This is a genomic window from Streptomyces sp. DSM 120436 (assembly GCF_055778765.1).
This window is the reverse complement of record NZ_JBSKBS010000001.1, coordinates 709,236-730,298: the sequence shown is the minus strand read 5'-3', so window position 1 is coordinate 730,298 and position 21,063 is coordinate 709,236. Positions and strand designations below refer to the sequence as shown.

16 protein-coding genes, 1 tRNA gene and 1 riboswitch are annotated in these 21,063 nt (G+C 72.8%); of the genes, 15 read left to right on the top strand and 2 right to left on the bottom strand.

Annotated elements, in window-relative coordinates:
* Positions 1–99 precede the first annotated feature (99 nt).
* The 13 genes from ACWH4W_RS03215 (at position 100) to ACWH4W_RS03155 (ending at position 15,759) form a co-directional block, all read left to right on the top strand.
* On the top strand, positions 100–1,446 hold the full coding sequence (locus ACWH4W_RS03215) for an LPXTG cell wall anchor domain-containing protein (RefSeq protein WP_473074333.1): 1,347 nt from the start codon (positions 100–102) through the stop codon (positions 1,444–1,446).
* Between the two features lie 744 nt (positions 1,447–2,190).
* Complete coding sequence (locus ACWH4W_RS03210) at positions 2,191–2,835, top strand: hypothetical protein (protein WP_473074332.1); 645 nt, start codon at positions 2,191–2,193, stop codon at positions 2,833–2,835.
* A gap of 38 nt (positions 2,836–2,873) precedes the next feature.
* Positions 2,874–4,370 carry a protein kinase domain-containing protein gene (locus ACWH4W_RS03205; RefSeq protein WP_473077399.1) on the top strand — a complete coding sequence of 499 codons (1,497 nt, stop codon included), beginning with the start codon at positions 2,874–2,876 and terminating at the stop codon, positions 4,368–4,370.
* A gap of 159 nt (positions 4,371–4,529) precedes the next feature.
* Positions 4,530–5,180: a SurA N-terminal domain-containing protein gene (locus tag ACWH4W_RS03200; RefSeq protein WP_473074331.1), complete on the top strand. Its 651-nt coding sequence runs from the start codon at positions 4,530–4,532 to the stop codon at positions 5,178–5,180.
* Between the two features lie 19 nt (positions 5,181–5,199).
* On the top strand, positions 5,200–6,192 hold the full coding sequence (locus ACWH4W_RS03195) for a nucleoside triphosphate pyrophosphohydrolase (protein ID WP_473074330.1): 993 nt from the start codon (positions 5,200–5,202) through the stop codon (positions 6,190–6,192).
* A gap of 409 nt (positions 6,193–6,601) precedes the next feature.
* The gene (locus ACWH4W_RS03190; RefSeq protein ID WP_473074329.1) at positions 6,602–7,891 is read left to right on the top strand and encodes a cytochrome P450 family protein; all 1,290 of its coding nucleotides are present in this window, start codon (positions 6,602–6,604) and stop codon (positions 7,889–7,891) included.
* Between the two features lie 203 nt (positions 7,892–8,094).
* Positions 8,095–9,057, top strand: coding sequence for a LysM peptidoglycan-binding domain-containing protein (locus ACWH4W_RS03185; RefSeq protein WP_473074328.1), 963 nt, complete (start codon positions 8,095–8,097; stop codon positions 9,055–9,057).
* Positions 9,058–9,276: 219 nt separating this feature from the next.
* Positions 9,277–9,445: riboswitch (cyclic di-AMP (ydaO/yuaA leader) on the top strand.
* A gap of 4 nt (positions 9,446–9,449) precedes the next feature.
* Positions 9,450–10,160, top strand: a complete 711-nt coding sequence (locus ACWH4W_RS03180; RefSeq protein ID WP_473074327.1) for a transglycosylase family protein — start codon at positions 9,450–9,452, stop codon at positions 10,158–10,160.
* Positions 10,161–10,439: 279 nt separating this feature from the next.
* On the top strand, positions 10,440–11,720 hold the full coding sequence (eno, locus tag ACWH4W_RS03175; RefSeq protein WP_473074326.1) for a phosphopyruvate hydratase: 1,281 nt from the start codon (positions 10,440–10,442) through the stop codon (positions 11,718–11,720).
* 100 nt (positions 11,721–11,820) lie between these two features.
* Complete coding sequence (locus tag ACWH4W_RS03170) at positions 11,821–12,297, top strand: FtsB family cell division protein (protein WP_473074325.1); 477 nt, start codon at positions 11,821–11,823, stop codon at positions 12,295–12,297.
* Positions 12,298–12,325: 28 nt separating this feature from the next.
* Complete coding sequence (locus tag ACWH4W_RS03165; protein ID WP_473074324.1) at positions 12,326–12,862, top strand: DUF501 domain-containing protein; 537 nt, start codon at positions 12,326–12,328, stop codon at positions 12,860–12,862.
* Positions 12,859–13,812, top strand: coding sequence for a Ppx/GppA phosphatase family protein (locus ACWH4W_RS03160; RefSeq protein ID WP_473074323.1), 954 nt, complete (start codon positions 12,859–12,861; stop codon positions 13,810–13,812). Before ACWH4W_RS03165 ends, ACWH4W_RS03160 begins: the two co-directional genes overlap by 4 nt.
* A gap of 561 nt (positions 13,813–14,373) precedes the next feature.
* Positions 14,374–15,759: an NAD(P)/FAD-dependent oxidoreductase gene (locus ACWH4W_RS03155; protein WP_473074322.1), complete on the top strand. Its 1,386-nt coding sequence runs from the start codon at positions 14,374–14,376 to the stop codon at positions 15,757–15,759.
* 646 nt (positions 15,760–16,405) lie between these two features.
* Here ACWH4W_RS03155 and ACWH4W_RS03150 read toward each other — a convergent pair.
* Positions 16,406–18,934, bottom strand: a complete 2,529-nt coding sequence (locus ACWH4W_RS03150) for an ABC transporter permease (RefSeq protein WP_473074321.1) — start codon at positions 18,932–18,934, stop codon at positions 16,406–16,408.
* Positions 18,935–18,995: 61 nt separating this feature from the next.
* Complete coding sequence (locus tag ACWH4W_RS03145; protein ID WP_473074320.1) at positions 18,996–19,766, bottom strand: ABC transporter ATP-binding protein; 771 nt, start codon at positions 19,764–19,766, stop codon at positions 18,996–18,998.
* A 387-nt stretch (positions 19,767–20,153) separates the two neighbouring features.
* Between ACWH4W_RS03145 and ACWH4W_RS03140 the strand changes: the two genes are divergently transcribed.
* Both ACWH4W_RS03140 and ACWH4W_RS03135 read left to right on the top strand, forming a co-directional pair.
* A tRNA-Leu gene (locus ACWH4W_RS03140) sits at positions 20,154–20,240 on the top strand.
* A gap of 168 nt (positions 20,241–20,408) precedes the next feature.
* Complete coding sequence (locus ACWH4W_RS03135; protein WP_473074319.1) at positions 20,409–20,699, top strand: hypothetical protein; 291 nt, start codon at positions 20,409–20,411, stop codon at positions 20,697–20,699.
* The last annotated feature ends 364 nt before the right edge of the window (positions 20,700–21,063 follow it).

The following is a 21,063-nucleotide window of genomic DNA, read 5'->3' as shown; positions in this document are numbered from 1 at the left end:
AGAGAAGGCAAAGTCGCGGGACGGGTCGGGGGCGGCCCCCTCTTTCCCCTCGGAAGCGTGCTCACACGCCCACCCCACGTCCGAAGGAAAAAAGGGAACATGAAGAAGTCCACCCTGGGCCGGGCCTGCCTGGCCGGCGGCATCACCGCACTCGCGCTCGGCCTCGTCCCCTCCGCGGCGCACGCCGACGACGCGACGGTGGAACGCAAGACCCTGCCCGTCCTCGTGGAGTTCACCGACAGCTCCTTCCAGCACCCGGACAAGGTGGCGGAAGGCACTCCGGACACCTACTTCGGTGACCGCAAGGACTCGCTCTCCTCGTACTTCTCGGAACTCTCGCGCGGCCGGTACACCCTGGTGCCCGCGGTCGACGAGCAGTACCTCGGCCCCGTCAAGCTGCCGATGAGCGCCGCCGGCTGCGACAACGGCCGGATCAACGAGCTGACCCGTCAGGCCCTGGCGGAAAAGGGCCTGACGATGGGTGAGGACTACGAGAGCCTGTCGATGGTCTTCCCCGCGCAGAAGACCGGCTGCGCCTGGGCCGGCCTCGCCACCGTCCCCGGCCCCTACACGTGGATCAACCTCTACGGCACCGCGAGCGGACTCGGCGTGCTCGGGCACGAGTTCGGGCACAACATGGGCTGGGGCCACCAGACCCGCTCCATGTGCACCGACGGCGACCTGGTCAACTGCGAGGTGAACGGCACCAGTGCCAAGTCGCTGATGGGCGGCGGAGGTCCCGAGGCGGGTGTCTCCGCGCCCGAACTGATCCGCGCCGGATGGCTCACGGACGACGAGGCCGTGAAGGTGACGGAGTCCGGCACCTTCACGCTGCGGCCGCTGCACGGCGAGGGCAGCGGCGTCCGCGCCCTGGACATCCCCATGGGCGAGGACCGCCTGGTCGTCGAGTACCGGCACGCGGCAGGCTCCTTCGACGGCCGGATAGAAGGGGTGCACGCCTACCGGGTGCCCAAGGGCAACTACGGCTCCTCCACGCTCATCGACCTCACCGAGGCCAACAAGACCGTCGGCAACGACGCCCCGGCCGACGCCGACGCCGTCACCGCGCTGAAGGACACGGCCGGCAAGGTCTCCGTCGCCGTGGTGTCCTCCGGCGACGGCCAGGCGAAGGTGCAGGTGGCGCTCAACGGCGAGGACCTCAGCACCGTCGTGGACGTCCCGGAGCCGAGCGCGGAGCCCGACCCGGCCCACACCGGTTCGGACACCAACGCCGGTGACGCCCCGCTGGACGGCACGCAGCCGCAAGGGGGCGCCGAGGAGCCGGCGGCCGACGCCGGCGCCGAAGCCGGAGCCGACGCCACCGACGAGAACCTCGCCGCCACGGGCGGCAGCTCCGCCACCCTGCCGGTGGCCCTCGGCGGCGCCGCCCTCGTGGCGGCCGGCGCGATCGGCCTCTTCCTGCTGCGCCGCCGCAAGAACGCCTGACACCAGGCACACACCCGGCACCGGCCCCGCCCGTGCGCCGAGCAGGCCCCTCCAGGGAAGGGCCTCCCGGCAAACGGACGGCGCCGCTGCCGGGGCGCGGCGGGGAGTGGGAACCGGTCGTCAGGGGGCCGGACACTCCCTGCCGAGACTCCCAGGTCCCACGACCGGGAGACGTCCAGGTGCGGGAACGCCTCCGGCCGGCCCGGCCGGCTGCCGGAGGCAGGACGGCCGGTGAGCCCGCCCTCCGCCCTCCGCCCTCCGCTCTCCGCTCTCCGCCCTCCGCCCTCCGCCCTCCGGCGGACACGGACGGCACGGGCCGGCCGGCCCGCGTACGCACGCGGCCGGCCGAGACGCTACGGCCGGCCGCCCGGCCGGGCGCGCTGATGACGCGCACCGCCGGCCACCGCGAGGCCGGCGGCCACGCGTCCACCGCCCCCTGGCCCGGCGTCAGCCGCCTCCAGTTCCCGCGTCCCGCACCGGACGAACAGCGCCGCCACGGCGAGCGGTTGCGCGCCCTCGACCCGATCGCCCCCGACCGACGCCCCAGCCGGAGCCCGCGGGTCCGCCCGGACACCGCCCCGGCCCGCCCTGCGCGCCGCCGCGCGAGGGGAGTTCGCGCCGGTGCCCGGCATGCTCCGGTACGACAACGGTTCGGTACAGCACGGGAACGGTTGGGGCCGCGGACCTATACGCTCGGAGTCTCCACCGGAGTCCACACATCGGCTACACCCGTCCAGGAGCAGCATGTACGGCCACGGCGCGCCGCCCACACCCAGCACGGGATCGGTCATCACGCAGCGCGTGCTGTACGCGGCCTCCGGGGTGCTGTGCTGCGGCATGCTGGCCTCCGTGCCGCTGTTCCGGATCGCGGTGCGGCGCGGGCGGGTCTTCGACTGGATAGCGGCCTGGGCGAGCATCCCGCTGATCATCGCCTGCATCGTCCTGATCGGCTCCGTCCCGGAGGAGGACTGGCGGAGCGACGCGGGCCTCGGCGCCCTCCTCCTCCTGGGCGCCTGCGCCTCCGCCTACTACCTGATCGTGGACATCCGGCTGCCGCGCCGGCCGGGTCCCTACGGCGGCCCGGTGCCGCCGTCGCCGCACGCCACCACGGTGCACGCTCCCTACGGCTACCCGCAGCCGGCCTCGCCGTACGCGCCCACGGTCGTGCCGCAGCCCCCGCACACCCCGCTCGCCGGCCCCGTGCCGCCCACTCCCGTGCCGCCCACTCCCGTGCCGCCCGCCCCCGTGCCCCCGCAGGCGCAGCAGCCGCAGCGGCCCGCGCCCGCCCGGATCGACCAGGTGCGCGCCGAGCTCGACGAACTGAGCGACTACCTGCGCCGGCAGGACGGACAGCAGCGGCGGCCGGGCGATCACGAAGGCGGACGGTGAGCGTGACGGCGGGACGAGTCGTCGCCGGCCGCTACGAACTGTCCGCGCTCATCGGCCAGGGCGGCATGGGACAGGTCTGGACGGCCTACGACAAGCGGCTGGACCGGCGCGTGGCCGTGAAGCTGCTGCGCCCCGACAAGGTGGCCGGCCAGGAGGCCGACGAACTGCGCCGCCGCTTCGTGCGCGAGTGCCGGGTGACCGCCCAGGTCGACCACCCCGGCCTGGTCACCGTGCACGACGCGGGCAGCGAGGGCGAGGAGCTGTTCCTCGTCATGCAGTACGTCGACGGCGCCGACCTCGGCGACCACCTCGCCGAGCACACCCCCTACCCGTGGCAGTGGGCGGTCGCGGTCGCCGCGCAGCTGTGCGCGGTGCTCAGCGCCGTGCACGCGGTGCCGATCGTCCACCGCGACCTCAAGCCGCGCAACGTGATGGTGCGGCAGGACGGCACGATCACGGTGCTGGACCTCGGCGTCGCCTCCGTGATGGACGCCGACACCACCCGCCTGACCCACACCGGCACCCCCATCGGCTCGCCCGCCTACATGGCGCCCGAGCAGGCGATGGGCGGCGCGGTCGGCCCGTACACGGACCTGTACGCGCTCGGTGTGCTGATGCACGAACTGCTCAGCGGGGACGTGCCGTTCTCCGGGTCCACGGCGCTCGGGGTGCTGCACCGGCACCTGTACGAGCCGCCGGTGCCGGTGCGCCGGCTGCGCCCCGAGGTGCCCGAGGCGCTGGAGGCCCTGGTGCTGCGGCTGCTCGCCAAGGACCCGCAGCACCGCCCGGACTCCGCGCAGGAGGTCTACGAACACCTGGCGCTGCTGCTGCCCGCCCGGGGCACGCCCACCGGCGCCCCGCTGGACCCGACCCGGCCCTTCCTGCGCCCGCACGCCCCCTGGCCGGACCGGGCCAGGACGCCGGCGCCGCAGCCCGCGCCCGCCGCGCCGCCCGCGCCGGCGGCGGAGAAGGCCGACGTGGCCGCCGCCGTCGACGAGGTGAAGCGGCTGCTCGGCGAGGGCCGCGTCACCCAGGCCGTCGACATCCTCGGCTCGATCCTCCCGGTCGCCGCCGAGCAGCACGGCGAGCACTCCCCGGTCGTGCGCACCCTGCGCAAGCAGTACGCGGCCACGCTGCTCGACGACGGGCAGTACCGGCGGGCCCTGCCCGAGCTGCGCCGCCTCGCCGACGAGCGCGCGGCCGAGGCGGGACAGGCCGACCCGCAGTCGCTGCGCCACCGCTACGAGGCCGCCCAGTGCCTGGAGCAGCTCGGCGACCCGGCGGCCGCCCTCGCCGAGTACCGGGCGCTGCTGCCGTACTACGAGAACCGGTACGTGGCCGCCGGGGACCCGCAGCAGGCCCACGACGTGCGCCGCCGCATCGGCCACCTGCTGCTCGCCCTCGGCGACCGCCCCGCCGCGCACGAGACGCTGGCGCGGCTGCTGCACGACGTGGAGCGCGTCCAGGGGCCGGGTCACCCGCTCGCCGCGGACATCCGGCGGACCCTCCAGTGGCTGGGACAGGTGCGCGGCTGACGCGGCCGGACCCGGCGGAGGGGAGACGGCGGGCGCGGCGGTGCCCGAAGTCGCCGTGAATCGTTGGTCGAATGGGTTGGCCAGAGCTTGGCCGATGCCTACCATCGATCACCGCAAGACTTTGTGCACCGCCGCACAAGCTCTCCCCAGGAGGTTTCCTTGCACCGCCGCCGTCGCACCGCGCTCCTCCTCACCGCCGCGATCGCCGCGGCGGCGCCCCTGCTCACCGCCTGCGGAAACGACGCGCACCCCGGTGCGGCGGCCGTGGTCGGCGGTGAGCGGATCACCGTGTCGCAGCTGGAGAACCGCGTCGACGAGGTGCGGTCCGCCCAGCGGGCCGCCGTACCGGACGAGGCCCAGTACCAGCAGGCCATCGCGCGCACCGGCGGCCTGACCCGCGACACCCTGCACAGCATGGTGCTGGACAAGGTGCTGGAACGCGCCGCGCGCGACGCCGGGGTGACCGTCTCGGATCGCGAGGTGCAGCGGACGCGGGCCGAGTTCGAGGAGCAGGCCGGCGGCGCGAAGGCGCTGGAGGCCGCCTGGCTCCAGCAGTACGGCGTCCCGCCGCAGCGCCTCGACGAGAACCTCCGCGTCCAGGTGACGGCGCAGAAGCTCGCCCAGAAGCTCGGCACCGACACCAGCCGCCCCGAGTTCTGGAAGGCGCTGTCCGACGCGAGCGAGGAGCTCGGGGTCGACCTCAACCCGCGCTACGGCGAGTGGGACGCGGAGAAGAGCAGCCGGGTGGACGCGAAGACGCCGTGGGTGAAGGACGTCACTGCCGTGGACGGGCCACCGCTGGGGCTCTGACGTGGGCTAGGTTCGAAGGGTGAACGCAACCAGCCCCGCACCGGGCCCCGAGGCCGCCGCCGGCCGAGTCGTCCTGCTCACCACCAGCCACCGGGTCGCGCCCGGGCTGCTGTCCTGGCCCGCCTGGCAGGCCCTGCACGCGGCCGACCGGGTGCTGTGCGCGGACGGCGCCCATCCGCAGCTGCCGTATCTGCGGGAGGCGGGGATACCCGTCGAGGAGGCCGCGCCCACCGCCGAGGAGGTCGTCGACGCCTGCGCCGGCGGACGCACCGTGGTCGTCGTCGCGACCGGCGAGGGCGAGCCCGCGCTCACCGACGGACTGGCGCGGCTGGCCGGCGGCGGACGGATGAGGATGCCCGAGCTGGAACTGCTGCCCGCCTCCTACGATCTGCCGGGCGCCCGCCTGCTCGACCTGGTGCAGGTCATGGACCGCATCCGCGCGGAGTGCCCCTGGTCCTCCCTGCAGACCCACAAGGGTCTCGTCAAGTACGGCATCGAGGAGGCGTACGAGCTCGTCGAGGCCATCGAGGACGGCGACCGGGAGGCGCTGCGCGAGGAGCTGGGGGACGTGCTGCTCCAGGTCGTCTTCCACGCGCGGATCGCCGAGGAGCACCCGGACGAGCCGTTCTCCGTCGACGACGTGGCGGGCGGCATCGTCGCCAAGCTCGTCCACCGGCATCCGCACGTCTTCGGGGAGGAGACGGCGCGGACGCCGGAGGAGGTCAAGGCGCACTGGATGCGGACGAAGGCGGTGGAGAAGCGGCGGGAGTCCGTCACGGACGGGGTGCCGGTGGGGCAGCCGGCGCTCGCCCTCGCCGCCAAGCTGGCGGGCCGGGTCCGCGGGGCGGGCCTCTCCGTTCCCCTTCCCTCCGGGGAGGGGATCGGGTACGAGCTGCTGACGCTGGCGGCGCGGGCGGAGGCGGAAGGGGTGGACGCGGAAGCCGCGCTCCGGGCTGCCGCCCGGGTGTACCGGGACGCGATCCGCACGGCGGAACAAGCCACGGGCGCCTGACCTCCCACCCCTCGGGGGCTCCGCCCCCGGCCCCCGTTTCGCGCCGTTCCCCGCGCCCCTGTGGGCCCACTCGCCCCGAGCCTCTTCGGACACACCGGGGCAGCACCCCTCCAGGAGCGCGGGAACGCCGCGACCACCCCCCGCTCACCCGCACGTGCCCGCCGAGGCGAACGCCGGGAGGGGGCGCGGGGAACGGCGCGACCCCCCCACCCACCCGCCCGCACGTGCCCGCCGAGGCGAACGCCGGGAGGGGGCGCGGGGAACGGCGCGACCACCCCCCACCCACCCGCCCGCACGTGCCCGCCGAGGCGAACGCCGGGAGGGGGCGCGGGGAACGGCGCGACCCCCCCCCACCCACCCGCCCGCACGTGCCCGAAGGCACGAACCCCCGGCCCGTTAGGGTCGCCCCATGCGTGACCAGTCACCCCCCACCCCCCAGGACCCCGCCCCCGACCTGTTCACCTGGGAGTTCGCAGCCGACCCCTACCCCGCCTACGCCTGGCTCCGCGAGCACGCCCCCGTGCGCAGGACCCGGCTGCCCAGCGGCGTCGAGGCCTGGCTGGTCACGCGGTACGCCGACGCCCGGCAGGCCCTCGCCGACAACCGGCTGTCCAAGAACCCCGCGCACCACGACGAGCCCGCCCACGCCAAGGGCAAGACCGGCATCCCGGGCGAGCGGCAGGCCGACCTCATGACGCACCTGCTGAACATCGACCCGCCGGACCACACCCGTCTGCGCCGCCTGGTCAGCAAGGCGTTCACCCCGCGCCGGGTCGCGGAGTTCGCGCCCCGAGTGCAGGAGCTCACCGACGGCCTCATCGACCGCTTCGCGGCGACCGGCTCCGCCGACCTGATCCACGACTTCGCCTTCCCGCTCCCCATCTACGCCATCTGCGACCTGCTCGGCGTCCCGCGCGAGGACCAGGACGACTTCCGGGACTGGGCGGGCATGATGATCCGTCACGGCGGCGGTCCGCGCGGCGGAGTGGCCCGGTCGGTGAAGAAGATGCGCGGCTACCTCGCCGAGCTGATCCACCGCAAGCGCGAGGCGCTGCCCGCCGAGCCCGTCCCCGGCGAGGACCTCATCTCGGGTCTGATCCGCGCCTCCGACCACGGGGAGCACCTCACGGAGAACGAGGCCGCCGCGATGGCGTTCATCCTTCTCTTCGCCGGTTTCGAGACCACCGTCAACCTCATCGGCAACGGCACCTACGCCCTGCTCACCCACCCCGGGCAGCGGGAGCGCCTGCAACGGGCGCTGGCCGAGGGGGACCGCGGGCTGCTGGAGACCGGGGTGGAGGAACTGCTGCGCTACGACGGGCCGGTGGAGCTGGCGACGTGGCGGTTCGCCACCGAGCCGGTGGTCATCGGCGGGCAGCGCGTCGAGGCGGGCGACCCGGTCCTCGTCGTGCTGGCCGCGGCCGACCGGGACCCGGAGCGGTTCGCCGACCCGGACACCCTGGACCTGGGCCGCCGCGACAACCAGCACCTGGGGTACGGGCACGGCATCCACTACTGCCTGGGCGCCCCCCTGGCGCGCCTGGAGGGGCAGACCGCGCTGGCCACCCTGCTGACCCGGCTGCCGGACCTCAGGCTCGCCGTGGAGCCGGCCGAACTGCGGTGGCGCGGCGGCCTCATCATGCGGGGACTCCGCACGCTTCCGGTGGAATTCTCTCCTCCGTATTCAGAACGGACCTGACGAAGGGGCTGACCTCCCTGTCCGGTTCCGACGGGTTGCGTGCGGAAACCTCAGACATGCTCGACTCTGTGATCTTCATGTGATCTGCACGGCATGAACTTGTGACAACTGATCGTCTGCCTATACGTTCACCCATCAAGTACGGCGCGCCGCAAGGTTTTGCTCACCGTGCCGGTCCTTGTCGCCGAGTGAAAGGCTTCCGCATGCTCTCCGGGAACGGCCGACACCGTCGCCCTCGCCAGGCTCCGGCTCTTCTCGTCGCGGCCGGGGTGACCGGCTCCGCCATCGCGATCCCCCTGCTCGGGGCGGGCGGCGCCAGTGCGGCGGACGGCGAGACCTGGGACCGGGTCGCGGAGTGCGAGAGCGGCGGCTCCTGGAGCCAGAACACCGGCAACGGCTACTACGGCGGCCTCCAGTTGACCCAGGACGACTGGGAGACCTACGGCGGTCTGGAGTTCGCGCCCAGCGCCGACCAGGCCAGCCGCAACCAGCAGATCACCGTCGCCGAGAGAATCCTCGCCGAGCAGGGGAGCGGCAAGTGGCGCGCCTGCGGCCTGCCCACGGGTCTGCAGCAGGACACCGCGTCCCCGAACGTCGACCCGGGCGTGGCGGACGACGCGACCCCGGACGGCTCCCGGGCCGCCGGCACCGCCACTCCGTCCGGTTCGCCCGAACCGGGCGATGCGTCCGCTTCCCCCTCTCCGTCCGCCGTGCCCGGTTCGTCCGGCGAGGAGAAGAGAGGGAAGGCGGAGGGGGTGGAGAAGGGTGACGCGAGCGCCCCGGCCTCCTCGTCCGCCTCCGCCACCCCCGAGCGTGACGAGTCGGACAAGTCGGGGCAGAGTACCGGCTCTTCGGTGGTCACCGAGTCCGAGTCCACCGGCCCGGGCCGCCACCGCGGCCCCAGCGCCCAGGAGGGCGAGCGCGCCGACGCCGCGACCCCGTCGGCCGGTCGGCACGCCTCGCGCTCCGCCGAGGCGTCGGCCGAGGCCGCCGACGGCCGCTACACCGTGCGGGCCGGGGACAGCCTGGTGTCCATCGCCGACTCCCTTGCCCTCGCCGGTGGATGGACGGCGCTCTACGTCGAGAACCAGCAGGTCATCGGTGACGACCCGAACCTGATCCTGCCAGGTCAGCGGCTTCTCGTGGACGCGGAGACCGGCGAGTAGCGGGCGTGGGGCGGCGCCCGAAGGCGCCTCCGCGCGGCGGCAGTTGACGGAGCGATTCGGGCTGAATGTCCGTAATAAGGGCTGTGAGAGATAGGTCTCAGAAGACCTGATCATCTTTGAAATTCCGTCGGGCCCGTGCTTACGGTCGTGACCGCTCGCCATCGCGGGCCCCGGCTGCCGCCACGCCGAATCCTGCCAGTGGCAGCACGGGAACAGTCGTCGCGTCATGCGCCGTAGGCAGGAGCGGGGGACCCAGGTAGGCGCCGGATCCGGACGGTTCACGTCCGGTACGGCTCGGGGTGAAGCCGCGTCCCGGGAGGGACGTGGCCGGGCAACTCAACCGGCCCGAACCCGACAGCTCACCTCGTAGGCGTCGGTGAGGGGATCCATCCATGCTGTTTTCCGGCAAGGGCAAGCACCGTCGTCCGTCCAAGGCCACTCGCGCCATCGCCATCGCCGGTGTCACCGGCGCCGCCGTCGCCGGTCCGCTGATGGCGGCCGGCAACGCCTCCGCCGCCACCGCGTCCGAGTGGGACGCCGTCGCCCAGTGCGAGTCCGGCGGCAACTGGTCCATCAACACCGGCAACGGCTACTACGGCGGCCTGCAGTTCTCCGCCTCCACCTGGGCCGGGTACGGCGGCACCCAGTACGCGGCCACCGCCGACCAGGCCACCAAGGCCCAGCAGATCGAGATCGCCGAGAAGGTCCTCGCGGGCCAGGGCAAGGGCGCCTGGCCGGTCTGCGGCACCGGCCTGTCCAACGCCGCCTACAACGGCTCCTCCGCCGAGGGCTCCTCCCAGGAGTCCGGCGCCACGGAGTCCCGCGAGAGCGAGCGGAAGGCCTCCCGCTCCGCCGAGCGCCCGGCCGCCCCGGCCGAGCAGAAGGCCGAGCAGAAGGCCGAGAAGAAGACCGTCACCACCCCGACCGGCGAGAAGGTCGAGAAGGGCGACGGCGAGTACAAGGTCGTCAAGGGCGACACCCTCAGCTCGATCGCCGCGGAGCACGACGTCAAGGGCGGCTGGGCGAAGCTGTTCGAGCTGAACGACGACATCGTCGAGGAAGCCGACCTCATCTACCCGGGCCAGCAGCTTCACCTGAAGTAAGGCCGGCCGCACGGTCCCGCCCCGTCCCCACGGGCCACCCGCCCCGGTGCGTTTCTTCCCCGTACGCACCGGGGCGGGGTCATGTCCGGACGCTCCGCGGTCACGGTTTCCGGTCACGGTTTCCCGAATCTGCTTTGTTCCGTTCGGAAACAATTTACTCTCGGTTCTGTCCATGAGGCGGGCGGCCGGATGGCCGATCGCCCGGAGCCGGTTAGGCTCGGACTCGCAGGGCCCCCGCGGCCCCGCTCAGCCGCGTCACATTCCAAGAAGGAGATGCTCGTGCCGTCCATCGACGTCGTCGTAGCCCGGGAAATCCTGGACTCCCGAGGCAACCCCACGGTCGAGGTCGAGGTCGGCCTCGACGACGGCAGCACGGGTCGTGCCGCCGTCCCGTCCGGCGCCTCCACCGGCGCCTTCGAGGCCGTCGAACTCCGTGACGGCGACGCCGGCCGTTACCTCGGCAAGGGCGTCGAGAAGGCCGTACTGGCCGTCATCGAGCAGATCGGCCCGGAGCTCGTCGGCTACGACGCCACCGAGCAGCGCCTGATCGACCAGGCGATGTTCGACCTGGACGCCACCGACAACAAGGGCTCGCTCGGCGCCAACGCCATCCTCGGCGTCTCGCTCGCCGTCGCCCACGCCGCCTCCGAGGCCAGCGACCTGCCGCTGTTCCGCTACCTGGGCGGCCCGAACGCGCACCTGCTGCCGGTGCCGATGATGAACATCCTGAACGGCGGCTCGCACGCCGACTCCAACGTGGACATCCAGGAGTTCATGATCGCTCCGATCGGTGCGGAGTCCTTCTCGGAGGCGCTGCGCTGGGGCGCCGAGGTCTACCACACCCTCAAGAAGGTGCTGAAGGCCAAGGGCCTGGCCACCGGCCTCGGCGACGAGGGCGGCTTCGCCCCGAACCTCGGCTCCAACCGCGAGGCCCTCGACCTCATCCTCGAGGCCATCCAGGAGGCCGGCTACACCCCCGGCGAGCAGATCGCCCTGGCCCTGGACGTGGCCGCCTCCGAGTTCTACAAGGACGGCGTCTACACCTTCGAGGGCAAGGAGCGCTCGGCCGCCGAGATGACCGAGTACTACGCGGAGCTCGTCGACGCGTACCCGCTCGTGTCCATCGAGGACCCGCTGTTCGAGGACGACTGGGAGGGCTGGAAGACCATCACCGCCAAGCTCGGCGACAAGGTCCAGCTCGTCGGTGACGACCTGTTCGTCACCAACCCGGAGCGCCTGGCCCGCGGCATCGAGGAGGGCGCCGCCAACGCCCTGCTGGTGAAGGTCAACCAGATCGGCTCGCTCACCGAGACCCTGGACGCCGTCGAGCTGGCCCAGCGCAACGGCTTCAAGTGCATGATGTCCCACCGCTCCGGCGAGACCGAGGACGTCACCATCGCCGACCTCGCCGTCGCCACCAACTGCGGCCAGATCAAGACCGGCGCCCCGGCCCGCTCCGAGCGCGTCGCCAAGTACAACCAGCTGCTGCGCATCGAGGAGATCCTCGACGACGCCGCGGTGTACGCCGGCCGCAGCGCGTTCCCCCGCTTCAAGGGCTGACCTCACCCCCGCAGGAAGCGTCGTACGTACGTCCCCGTACCCGGTCCCGTACCGTGTGCGGGGACGTACGCGCGTAGGAGACCGAACGAGAGGCGGGAACATGGCGGTCAAGGACCGGGACCGTTTCTCCACCGCGACCAGGATCCGGCTGATCGGTGAGCAGACCGCGGCCCGGGTCTACCGCTCGCAGACCAAGCGGCAGGCCCGCCGCTCCCGGCTGACCGGCCGCGCGGCCCTGCTCGTCCTGGTGGTCTGCTCCCTGGTCGTGGCCCTCGCCTACCCGATGCGGCAGTACGTCTCCCAGCGCGCGGAGATCGCCGACCTGCAGAAGGAGCAGGACGAGACCCGCCAGCGGGTCGAACGGCTGCGCGACCTCAAGGCCCGCTGGCAGGACGACGCCTACGCCGAGCAGGAGATCCGCAGGCGCCTGCACTACGTCATGCCGGGGGAGACCGGCTACATCGTCGTCGACCCGGCCGGCGCCACCACCACGCGCGGCGACCTCCGGGCCGCCGACCGCCCCTGGTACGCCAACGTCTGGGACGGTGTCGACAAGGCCGACGCCGCCGACCAGTGACCCGACGGAACATCGCAGAAAGACACGTATGGACACCCCTCCGCCCACGACCCCGCGCACCGAGCCCGCCGACGCGGACGTCGAGGCCTTCAAGCAGCAGCTCGGCAGACCCCCGCGCGGGCTGCGCGCCATCGCGCACCGCTGTCCCTGCGGACAGCCGGACGTCGTGGAGACCGCGCCGCGGCTGCCCGACGGCACGCCCTTCCCGACGCTGTACTACCTGACGTGCCCGCGGGCGAACTCCGCGATCGGCACGCTGGAGGCGAACGGCGTGATGAAGGAGATGACCGAGCGGCTGGCCGCCGACCCGGAGCTCGCGGCCGCCTACCGCGCGGCGCACGAGGACTACGTCCGGCGCCGCGACGAGATCGAGGAGCTGAGGAACTTCCCCAGCGCGGGCGGCATGCCGGACCGGGTGAAGTGCCTGCACGTGCTGGTCGCCCACTCGCTCGCGGCCGGCCCCGGCGTGAACCCGCTGGGCGACGAGGCGCTGGCGATGCTGCCGCAGTGGTGGAGCAAGGGGCCGTGCGTGACGCCGGCGCAGGAGACGGGGGAGGGCCGGTGACCCGGGTCGCCGCGATCGACTGCGGGACGAACTCCATCCGGCTGCTGGTGGCCGACGTCGACCCGGCGACGGGCGGACTCACCGACCTGGACCGGCGGATGACGATCGTGCGGCTCGGCCAGGACGTCGACCGCACCGGCCGGCTGGCGCCGGAGGCGCTGGAGCGGACCTTCGCCGCCTGCCGCGAGTACGCGCAGATCATCGAGAAGCACGGCGCGCGGAAGCTGCGCTTCGTCGCCACCTCGGCCTCCCGTGACGCCGAGAACCGCGACGACTTCGTGCGCGGGGTGGTGGAGATCCTGGGCGTGGAACCCGAGGTGATCACCGGCGACCAGGAGGCGGAGTTCTCCTTCACCGGCGCCACCAGGGAGCTGACCGGCCGGGACGGCCTGCACCGGCCGTTCCTGGTGGTGGACATCGGCGGCGGCTCCACCGAGTTCGTCGTCGGCGACGACCACGTGCGCGCCGCCCGCTCCGTGGACGTCGGCTGCGTCCGGATGACCGAGCGCCACCTGGTGCGGGACGGGGCCGTGACGGACCCGCCCACCGAGGAGCAGATCGCCGCGATGCGCGCCGACATCGAGGCCGCCCTGGACCGGGCGGAGGAGGCGGTGCCGCTGCGCGAGGCACGGACGCTGGTGGGTCTCGCCGGCTCCGTCACCACCGTGTCGGCGATCGCCCAGGACCTGCCCGAGTACGACTCGGCGGCCATCCACCACTCCCGCGTCTCCCGCGACCGGGTCCGCGAGATCACCGGGTGGCTGCTGCGCTCCACCCACGCCGAGCGGGCGGCGGTGCCGTCGATGCACCCGGGCCGGGTCGACGTGATCGGCGCCGGGGCCCTGGTGCTCCTGGCGATCATGGAGCGGACGGGCGCGGAGGAGGTCGTGGTGTCGGAGCACGACATCCTCGACGGGATCGCCCACGGCTGCGCCGCCGAGGCGCGCTGAGGGGCGCTGCCGGACGAGGCCGGCAGCGGGCGGGGCGTCACCGGGTGCGGCAGACGTCCCGCCGGTCGCCCGCCTCGGCCAGGGGCATGACGAGTGCGTGGCCGCCCGGCCCGTGGCCCGACTTTTTGTTACCGGCGAGTAGACCTCTGCTGAGCAGTCGGGATGGCGTTTGAGCGGTGCTCCGAGGGGGCCTTCGGGCCCCTCGGGCGGACCCGTGCGGGAAAGTTCGTGAAGTTCTTCACAAGGAATTGGCCCGGAGAGGGCGAAGAAGTGGGTCCGATTGACCTGTTCGGGCGTTCAACACCCCTTTGAACACGTTCAGAAGGGAGTCGGGGAGGGTCTGCGCGCACCGGTCGCACCGGCCGCCCGGTCGGCCTCACGGTCCGCTCGAGACGACAGAGGGGCAGCTCACGCGGCATTGACAACGCGTCACCCGCGGCACCGGTTCCCGATCCGCACTGTGATCTGGATCAAGAAACGCGGGATGGTAGCACAGGCCCTGTCGAAGCTTGTGAAGGGGCGCACGAGGTACCCCTCCGAGGCGGGTGGATACTCGATGCCATGAGCACCACGGAGCGTCCCAGGATCCTCGTAGTAGGCGGTGGGTACGTAGGCCTGTACGCAGCTCGGCGCATCCAGAAGAAGATGCGTTACGGCGAGGCGACCGTCACCGTCGTCGACCCGCGGTCGTACATGACCTACCAGCCCTTCCTCCCCGAAGCCGCCGCCGGCAGCATCTCCCCGCGGCACGTCGTCGTCCCGTTGCGGCGCGTGCTTCCCAAGGCGGAGGTCCTCACCGGCCGGGTCACCACCATCGACCAGGACCGCAAGGTCGCCACGATCGCCCCGCTGGTGGGCGAGGCGTACGAGCTGCCCTTCGACTACCTGGTGATCGCGCTGGGCGCGGTCTCCCGCACCTTCCCGATCCCCGGTCTCGCCGAGCAGGGCATCGGCATGAAGGGCGTCGAGGAGGCCATCGGCCTGCGCAACCACGTCCTCGAGCAGCTCGACAAGGCCGACTCCACCACGGACGAGGAGATCCGGCGCAAGGCGCTCACCTTCGTCTTCGTGGGCGGCGGCTTCGCCGGCGCGGAGACCATCGGCGAGGTCGAGGACATGGCCCGGGACGCGGCCAAGTACTACAAGACGGTGTCCCGCGAGGACATGCGCTTCATCCTCGTCGACGCCGCCGACAAGATCCTCCCCGAGGTCGGCCCCAAGCTCGGCGCGTACGGCAAGGAGCACCTCGAGAGCCGCGGCGTCGAGGTCTACCTGTCCACCTCCATGGACTCCTGCGTCGACGGCCACGTGGTGCTGAAGAACGGCCTCGAGGTCGACGCCGGCACCATCGTGTGGACCGCGGGCGTCAAGCCCAACCCGGCGCTGGCCCGCTTCGGCCTGCCGCTCGGTCCGCGCGGCCACGTCGACACCGAGCCGACCCTCCAGGTCAAGGGCACCGACTACATCTGGGCCGCGGGCGACAACGCCCAGGTGCCGGACCTCGTGGGCCGCAAGGCCGGCAACGAGAACGCCTGGTGCCCGCCGAACGCCCAGCACGCGCTGCGCCAGGCCAAGGTCCTCGGCGACAACGTGATCTCCGGCATGCGGGGCTTCCCGCAGCAGGAGTACAGCCACGCCAACAAGGGCGCGGTCGCGGGCCTCGGCCTGCACAAGGGCGTGGCGATGATCGTCATGGGCAAGTTCAAGATCAAGCTCAAGGGCCGGCTCGCCTGGTACATGCACCGTGGTTACCACGGCCTGGCCATGCCGACCTGGAACCGCAAGATCCGGATCTTCGCCGACTGGACCCTCGGCATGTTCCTCAAGCGCGAGGTCGTGTCCCTGGGCGCGATCGAGTCCCCGCGCGAGGAGTTCTACGAGGCCGCCAAGCCGGCCCCGGCGCCCGCCGCGCAGGAGCCGAAGAAGACCGAGGCCAAGGCCTCCTGACCCAGGCCGAGGCCTCCTGACCCGAGGTCAGCCGTAGGCAGGCCACTGTCGAAGGGGCCGCCCGCCATCCGTGGTGCGGGCGGTTCCTTCGGCGTGTTCGGGGGTGACTCCCGACGGGTCGCGTTTCCGCGCCCGCCCGAAGACGTCACGTGCCGGGGACCGTCAGGGCCGCGCCCAGGTGGTGTCGTGGTGACGGCATTCCGGGGTCCGGTCACGGAGGCGTACGCCGTGGCGGACGCCGCTCGCGGCCGAGAGGCATCCGCGAGCGGTTGACCGGCGCGTTCCTCCCCGTGCGCGTCCGTACCCGGGACGGCACGGAAGCCGGCCCTCCGGACGCCCCGTCCCGGTCGTGCGCCACCGCCGCGCCCCGCGCCGCCGGGTGGCCGACCCGGAGTCCGGGCCCGTCCCGGCCCGGCGGTCCTCGCCGGGCCGGGACGGGCCCGCGTCCGGCAGCTCCGCACGGCCGCCCCCGTGCTTGCCCTCGAACGCGACCGCATCGGCGTCGACCAGACCGTCGCCGTGCGGACCTCCGGGACCGGAGCCCCCGGGCTCACGCTGCGCGGCCGCGCCCGGAACCGGCCCGGCACACGACGGCGGGTCCCGCTCCGGGTGGAGCGGGACCCGCCGTCGTGCCGGGACGCCCCGGTTACTCGGCCTTGATCGCCTGCAGCATGTTCAGCCGGGCCGCGCGCCGCGCCGGCCACAGCGCGGCCAGCACCCCGACCACCGCCGCCAGCAGCAGGAAGACGCCCATCCGGCCCCACGGCACGATCAGCTCGTACGTGTCCATCCGGGAGGCGACCAGCTCGCCGGCCGCCCAGCCGAAGAACACGCCCAGGCCGATGCCGAGCACGGCGCCGAACAGCGAGATCACCATCGACTCCAGCCGGACCATGCGCTTCACGCCCCGGCGGTCCAGGCCGACCGCCCGCAGCATGCCGATCTCCTGGGACCGCTCGAACACCGACATCGCCAGGGTGTTGACGACGCCGAGCACCGCCACGACCACCGCCATCGCCAGCAGCCCGTACACCATGTTCAGCACCACGGTGAACATCTGGCCGACCTCGTCGGACAGGTCCTTCCGGTCCTGGACCGCGATGCCCGGGTTGCTGCCGAGGGCCTTCTCCAGCGAGTCCTTGACCGCGTCGGACGCGCCGTCGGCCGTCTTCACCAGGACCTGCATGTCGTCCGGTTCCGGGTCGTGCGGGGCGAGGACCGCGGTGTCGAGCAGGACGCCGCGGACCATGTCGTTGGACTCGTAGACGCCGGCGAGCGTCAGCCGCTCCTTCTCGCCGTCCTCGAAGGCCACCGTGAAGGCCGAGCCGGTCTTCCAGCCGTAGTACGCCGCGGTCTCCCGGTCCGCGACGACCCGGGTGCCGCCGATCTCGAACGTGCCGTCGTGGACCGGCAGCCGCAGCAGGTCGCCGATGGTGGAGCCGTCGACGCCGGTGACGTACTCGGTCTCGCCGCCGACACGGGTGATCGCGCCCCGCATCGGGCTGGTGGCGACCACGCCCTCGGTGTTCTCCAGCGTCTTCTCGACGTCCGGGGACAGCGCGTGGTAGTTCACCATCGAGACCGTGTAGTCGGCCTTGACCGCGTCGGCCGCCATCTTGTCGATGGCCTGCTGCAGACTGCCCGCCGCCACGGTCATGCCGGTGATCAGCGTGAGCCCGATCATCAGGGCGGACGCGGTGGCGGCGGTGCGCCGCGGGTTGCGCACCGAGTTCTGCCGGGCCAGCTTGCCGGCCACGCCGAACAGGCGCAGCACCGGGGAGGCGGCGGCGATCAGCGGACGGGACAGCAGCGGGGTCAGCACGAACACGCCGATGATCAGCAGCACCGCGCCCAGGCCCATCGGCGCCTGGCCTTCGGTGCCGTCCATCGTGGTGGCCGCGAGGACCACCGCGATCCCGGCCGCCGAGAACAGCGCGCCCACGGTGTTGCGCAGCACCAGCGACTTGGTGGTCGCCTGTGCGTGCACCGCGCTCATCGCCGCCACCGGCGGGATCTTCGCGGCGCGCCGACCGGGCAGCCACGCGGCGAGCACGGTGACGACGATGCCGACGGCGAACGCGGCGGCGACGGTGCCGGGGCTGACGACCAGCGGGCCGTCGGGCACGGGTGCGTCGAAGGCGCCCATCAGGGAGCGCAGCCCGACGCCGATGCCGACGCCGGCGAGCAGACCGGTGGCGGCCGCGACGGTGCCGACCACGAGCGCCTCGACCAGCACCGACCGGGTGACCTGGCGGCGGGAGGCGCCGACGGCCCGCAGCAGCGCCAGCTCCTTGGTGCGCTGGGCGACCAGCATGGTGAAGGTGTTGGCGATGATGAACGTGCCGACGAACAGCGAGATCCCGGCGAAGACCAGCAGACCCTGCTTCAGGCCGTCCATCTGCGCGGCGATGGACCGCGCCTGGTCGTCGGCCAGCTCCTCGCCGGTCGTCATCTCCACGACGTCGTCCGGCAGCGCCTTCTCGAGCTGGGCCATCAGCGCGGCGTCGCCGACCCCCGGCTTCGCCGTCACGGCGATCTCGTCGAAGACGCCCGGCTCGCCGAGCAGCTTCTGCGCGGTCGCCGTGTCGAACAGGGTGAGGCTGCCGCCGGCCGCGACGAAGCCGTCGTCGGTGGTGAAGACACCGGTGATCACCGGCTCCAGGACCGGGCCGTCGACCGACATGCGCACCCTGTCGCCGACCTCGTAGCCGGCCCGCCGCGCGGTCTCGGAGTCGATGAGGATCTCGCCCTCGCCCTTCGGGGCGCGCCCCTCGGCCAGCGGGTAGCGGGGGTCGTCGTCGCCCCAGTGGTTGCCGCCCTGCGACTGGAAGCCGCCGCCGATCAGCTTGCCGTCCTTGTCGGCGATCGCGGTGAAGCCGGAGACGACCCCGACGGCGCGCTCGGCGCCGGGCACGGCGGCGGCGTCGTCGACCAGGTCGCGGGTGAGGCGGTGCGACTCGCCGACCCGGTCGCCCTCGGCCCTCTTCCAGGCGGCCGTGACGGCGACGTCGACGTGGTCGAAGCCCTTGGCGGACTGCTTCTGCAGGGCGGCGGAAAGGGTGTTGGTGAAGACCAGGGTCCCCGAGACGAAGGCCACGCCGAGCATCACGGCGAGCACGGTCATCAGGAGCCGGGCCTTGTGCGCGAGGACGTTGCGCAAGGCGGTACGGAACATGGGTGTCTTCTCGGTCCAGACGTACGTGAAGAGGGGACGGGCGGGGGAGGGCGGCCCCGGGTCAGCTGGTGCGGCCCTTGGCGTCGAATCGCTTCATGCGGTCCAGCACCGAGTCGGCCGTCGGACCGTGCAGCTCGTCGACGATCCGGCCGTCCGCGAGGAAGACCACCCGGTCCGCGTAGGCGGCGGCGACCGGGTCGTGGGTCACCATCACCACCGTCTGGCCGAGCTCGCGCACGGAGTTGCGCAGGAAGCCGAGCACCTCGGCGCCGGAGCGGGAGTCGAGGTTGCCGGTCGGCTCGTCACCGAAGACGATGTCGGGCCGGGACGCCAGCGCCCGCGCCACCGCGACCCGCTGCTGCTGGCCGCCGGAGAGCTGGGCGGGCCGGTGGCTCAGCCGGTCGGACAGACCGACCATCCGGATCACCGTGTCCAGCCACTCCTTGTCGGGCCTGCGGCCGGCGATGTCCATGGGGAGCGTGATGTTCTCCAGGGCGTTCAGCGTCGGCAGCAGGTTGAACGCCTGGAAGATGAAACCGATCTTGTCCCGGCGCAGCCGGGTGAGCTGCTTGTCCTTCAGCGCGCCCAGCTCGGTGTCGCCGATGCGCACGGAGCCGGAGGTGAAGGTGTCGAGCCCGGCGACGCAGTGCATCAGCGTGGACTTGCCGGAGCCCGAGGGTCCCATGATCGCGGTGAACTCGGCCTGCCGGAAGTCGACGGAGACCCGGTCCAGGGCGACCACCCGGGTCTCGCCCTGGCCGTAGATCTTCGACAGCTCCGTGGCGCGTGCGGCCACGGCGGTGGCCCGGTCGGCGAGGGGGGCGGTGGTCACGGGCGGGCTCCTGTGGGGACGGCGTGTTCTCGGGGACGTGACCATCGTTCCGTGGCTTCGCCGCCGTGTAGTCAGCCGCTGCTCCGGTTCCGGAGGGCGACTCGGGAGGGAGCGCCGGACCCGGGGTCATACCTGGGGATGACGGGGGACCCCGACCGGGGTCGGGTCCGTAACGGGTGGGGCGCCCTCGTTCGGACGGTGAAATTACGTCATTCCGTGTGCGGGGCGTCCCGCCGCACGCAAGGCTGGTGGCGCGTGCTGACGGTGCGTTAGCTGGGCTGATGGCCCATCAGTCGCCAATAAAATAAGACAAGATCAGCCGATCCCGCCGCCGCCGGGGGGAGGGCCACCGATAGGCTCGGAACCGCGAAGCGGGGCCCACGGCCTGCCCGGATGGTGGAATGCAGACACGGCGAGCTTAAACCTCGCTGCCCCTGAGCGGGCGTGCCGGTTCAAGTCCGGCTCCGGGCACCACCACGGCCGTCGGGCCCGACCCGTGGGGCAGGCGGTACGCGCTGTCGCTCATGCGTCCCGCCGGCGCACCGCTGGCGCCAGGCGTCGTTGCAGCGGTCCGTCAGCTCGAACCCCGCACGCAGTGGTCGGTAGGCGCCAGCGATCCCGGCAGCGGTCCAGCGGTCGCGGATGACGGTGAACGGGTCGTCCAGCTTCACCGCGTACTTCCCCGTGCACGGGACGACGGGCCCACGCCCGTCGATGTACGTGTGGGCGCCTTCTTTGATCACGCGGTTTCCTCGTGATCTGTCGTACGGACCGGTCCGGGCCTCCCCATGTCCGGGCCGCAGCGGCCTGCAGACGACGCCGCTGGACCGCATCGCGCGCGTCATCCACCACGTGGCCACGGGGTTCACGGCCCGCGCCGTCACCGGCCAGGTCCTGCACGTCGACGGTGGGTTCTCGGCGGTCGGCGCCTGACGGCCGTTCGAAGGTGACGGGCAGGCCCCGCCGCACCGGCGCCGGGGCCTGCTGCTCGTCTCCCGTGAGGTGTTTTGCGGCTTCGCCTGCACGGGGACGTGGGTTCGGGGCACGGCCCGCGCACAAGTCCGTTCGGGTGGCCCGATGAAGTCGTGGTTTCCATGACGTACTGCGAGCGGCCGGCGCGGGGGAGGGGGCGGGCCGCGAGGTCCTGCGGCACGGCGGCACCGAGCCGCGGTTCGCCCGCCGCCCCCGCACCCGCCGGGGGCCGCACCGGCTTCCCCCGGAGTGATCACTGTCTCCGGCCGGTACCGGGCAGGTACCGGCTCGGTACCGGTCCGCCGCCCGTGGTGAGGGGAATCAT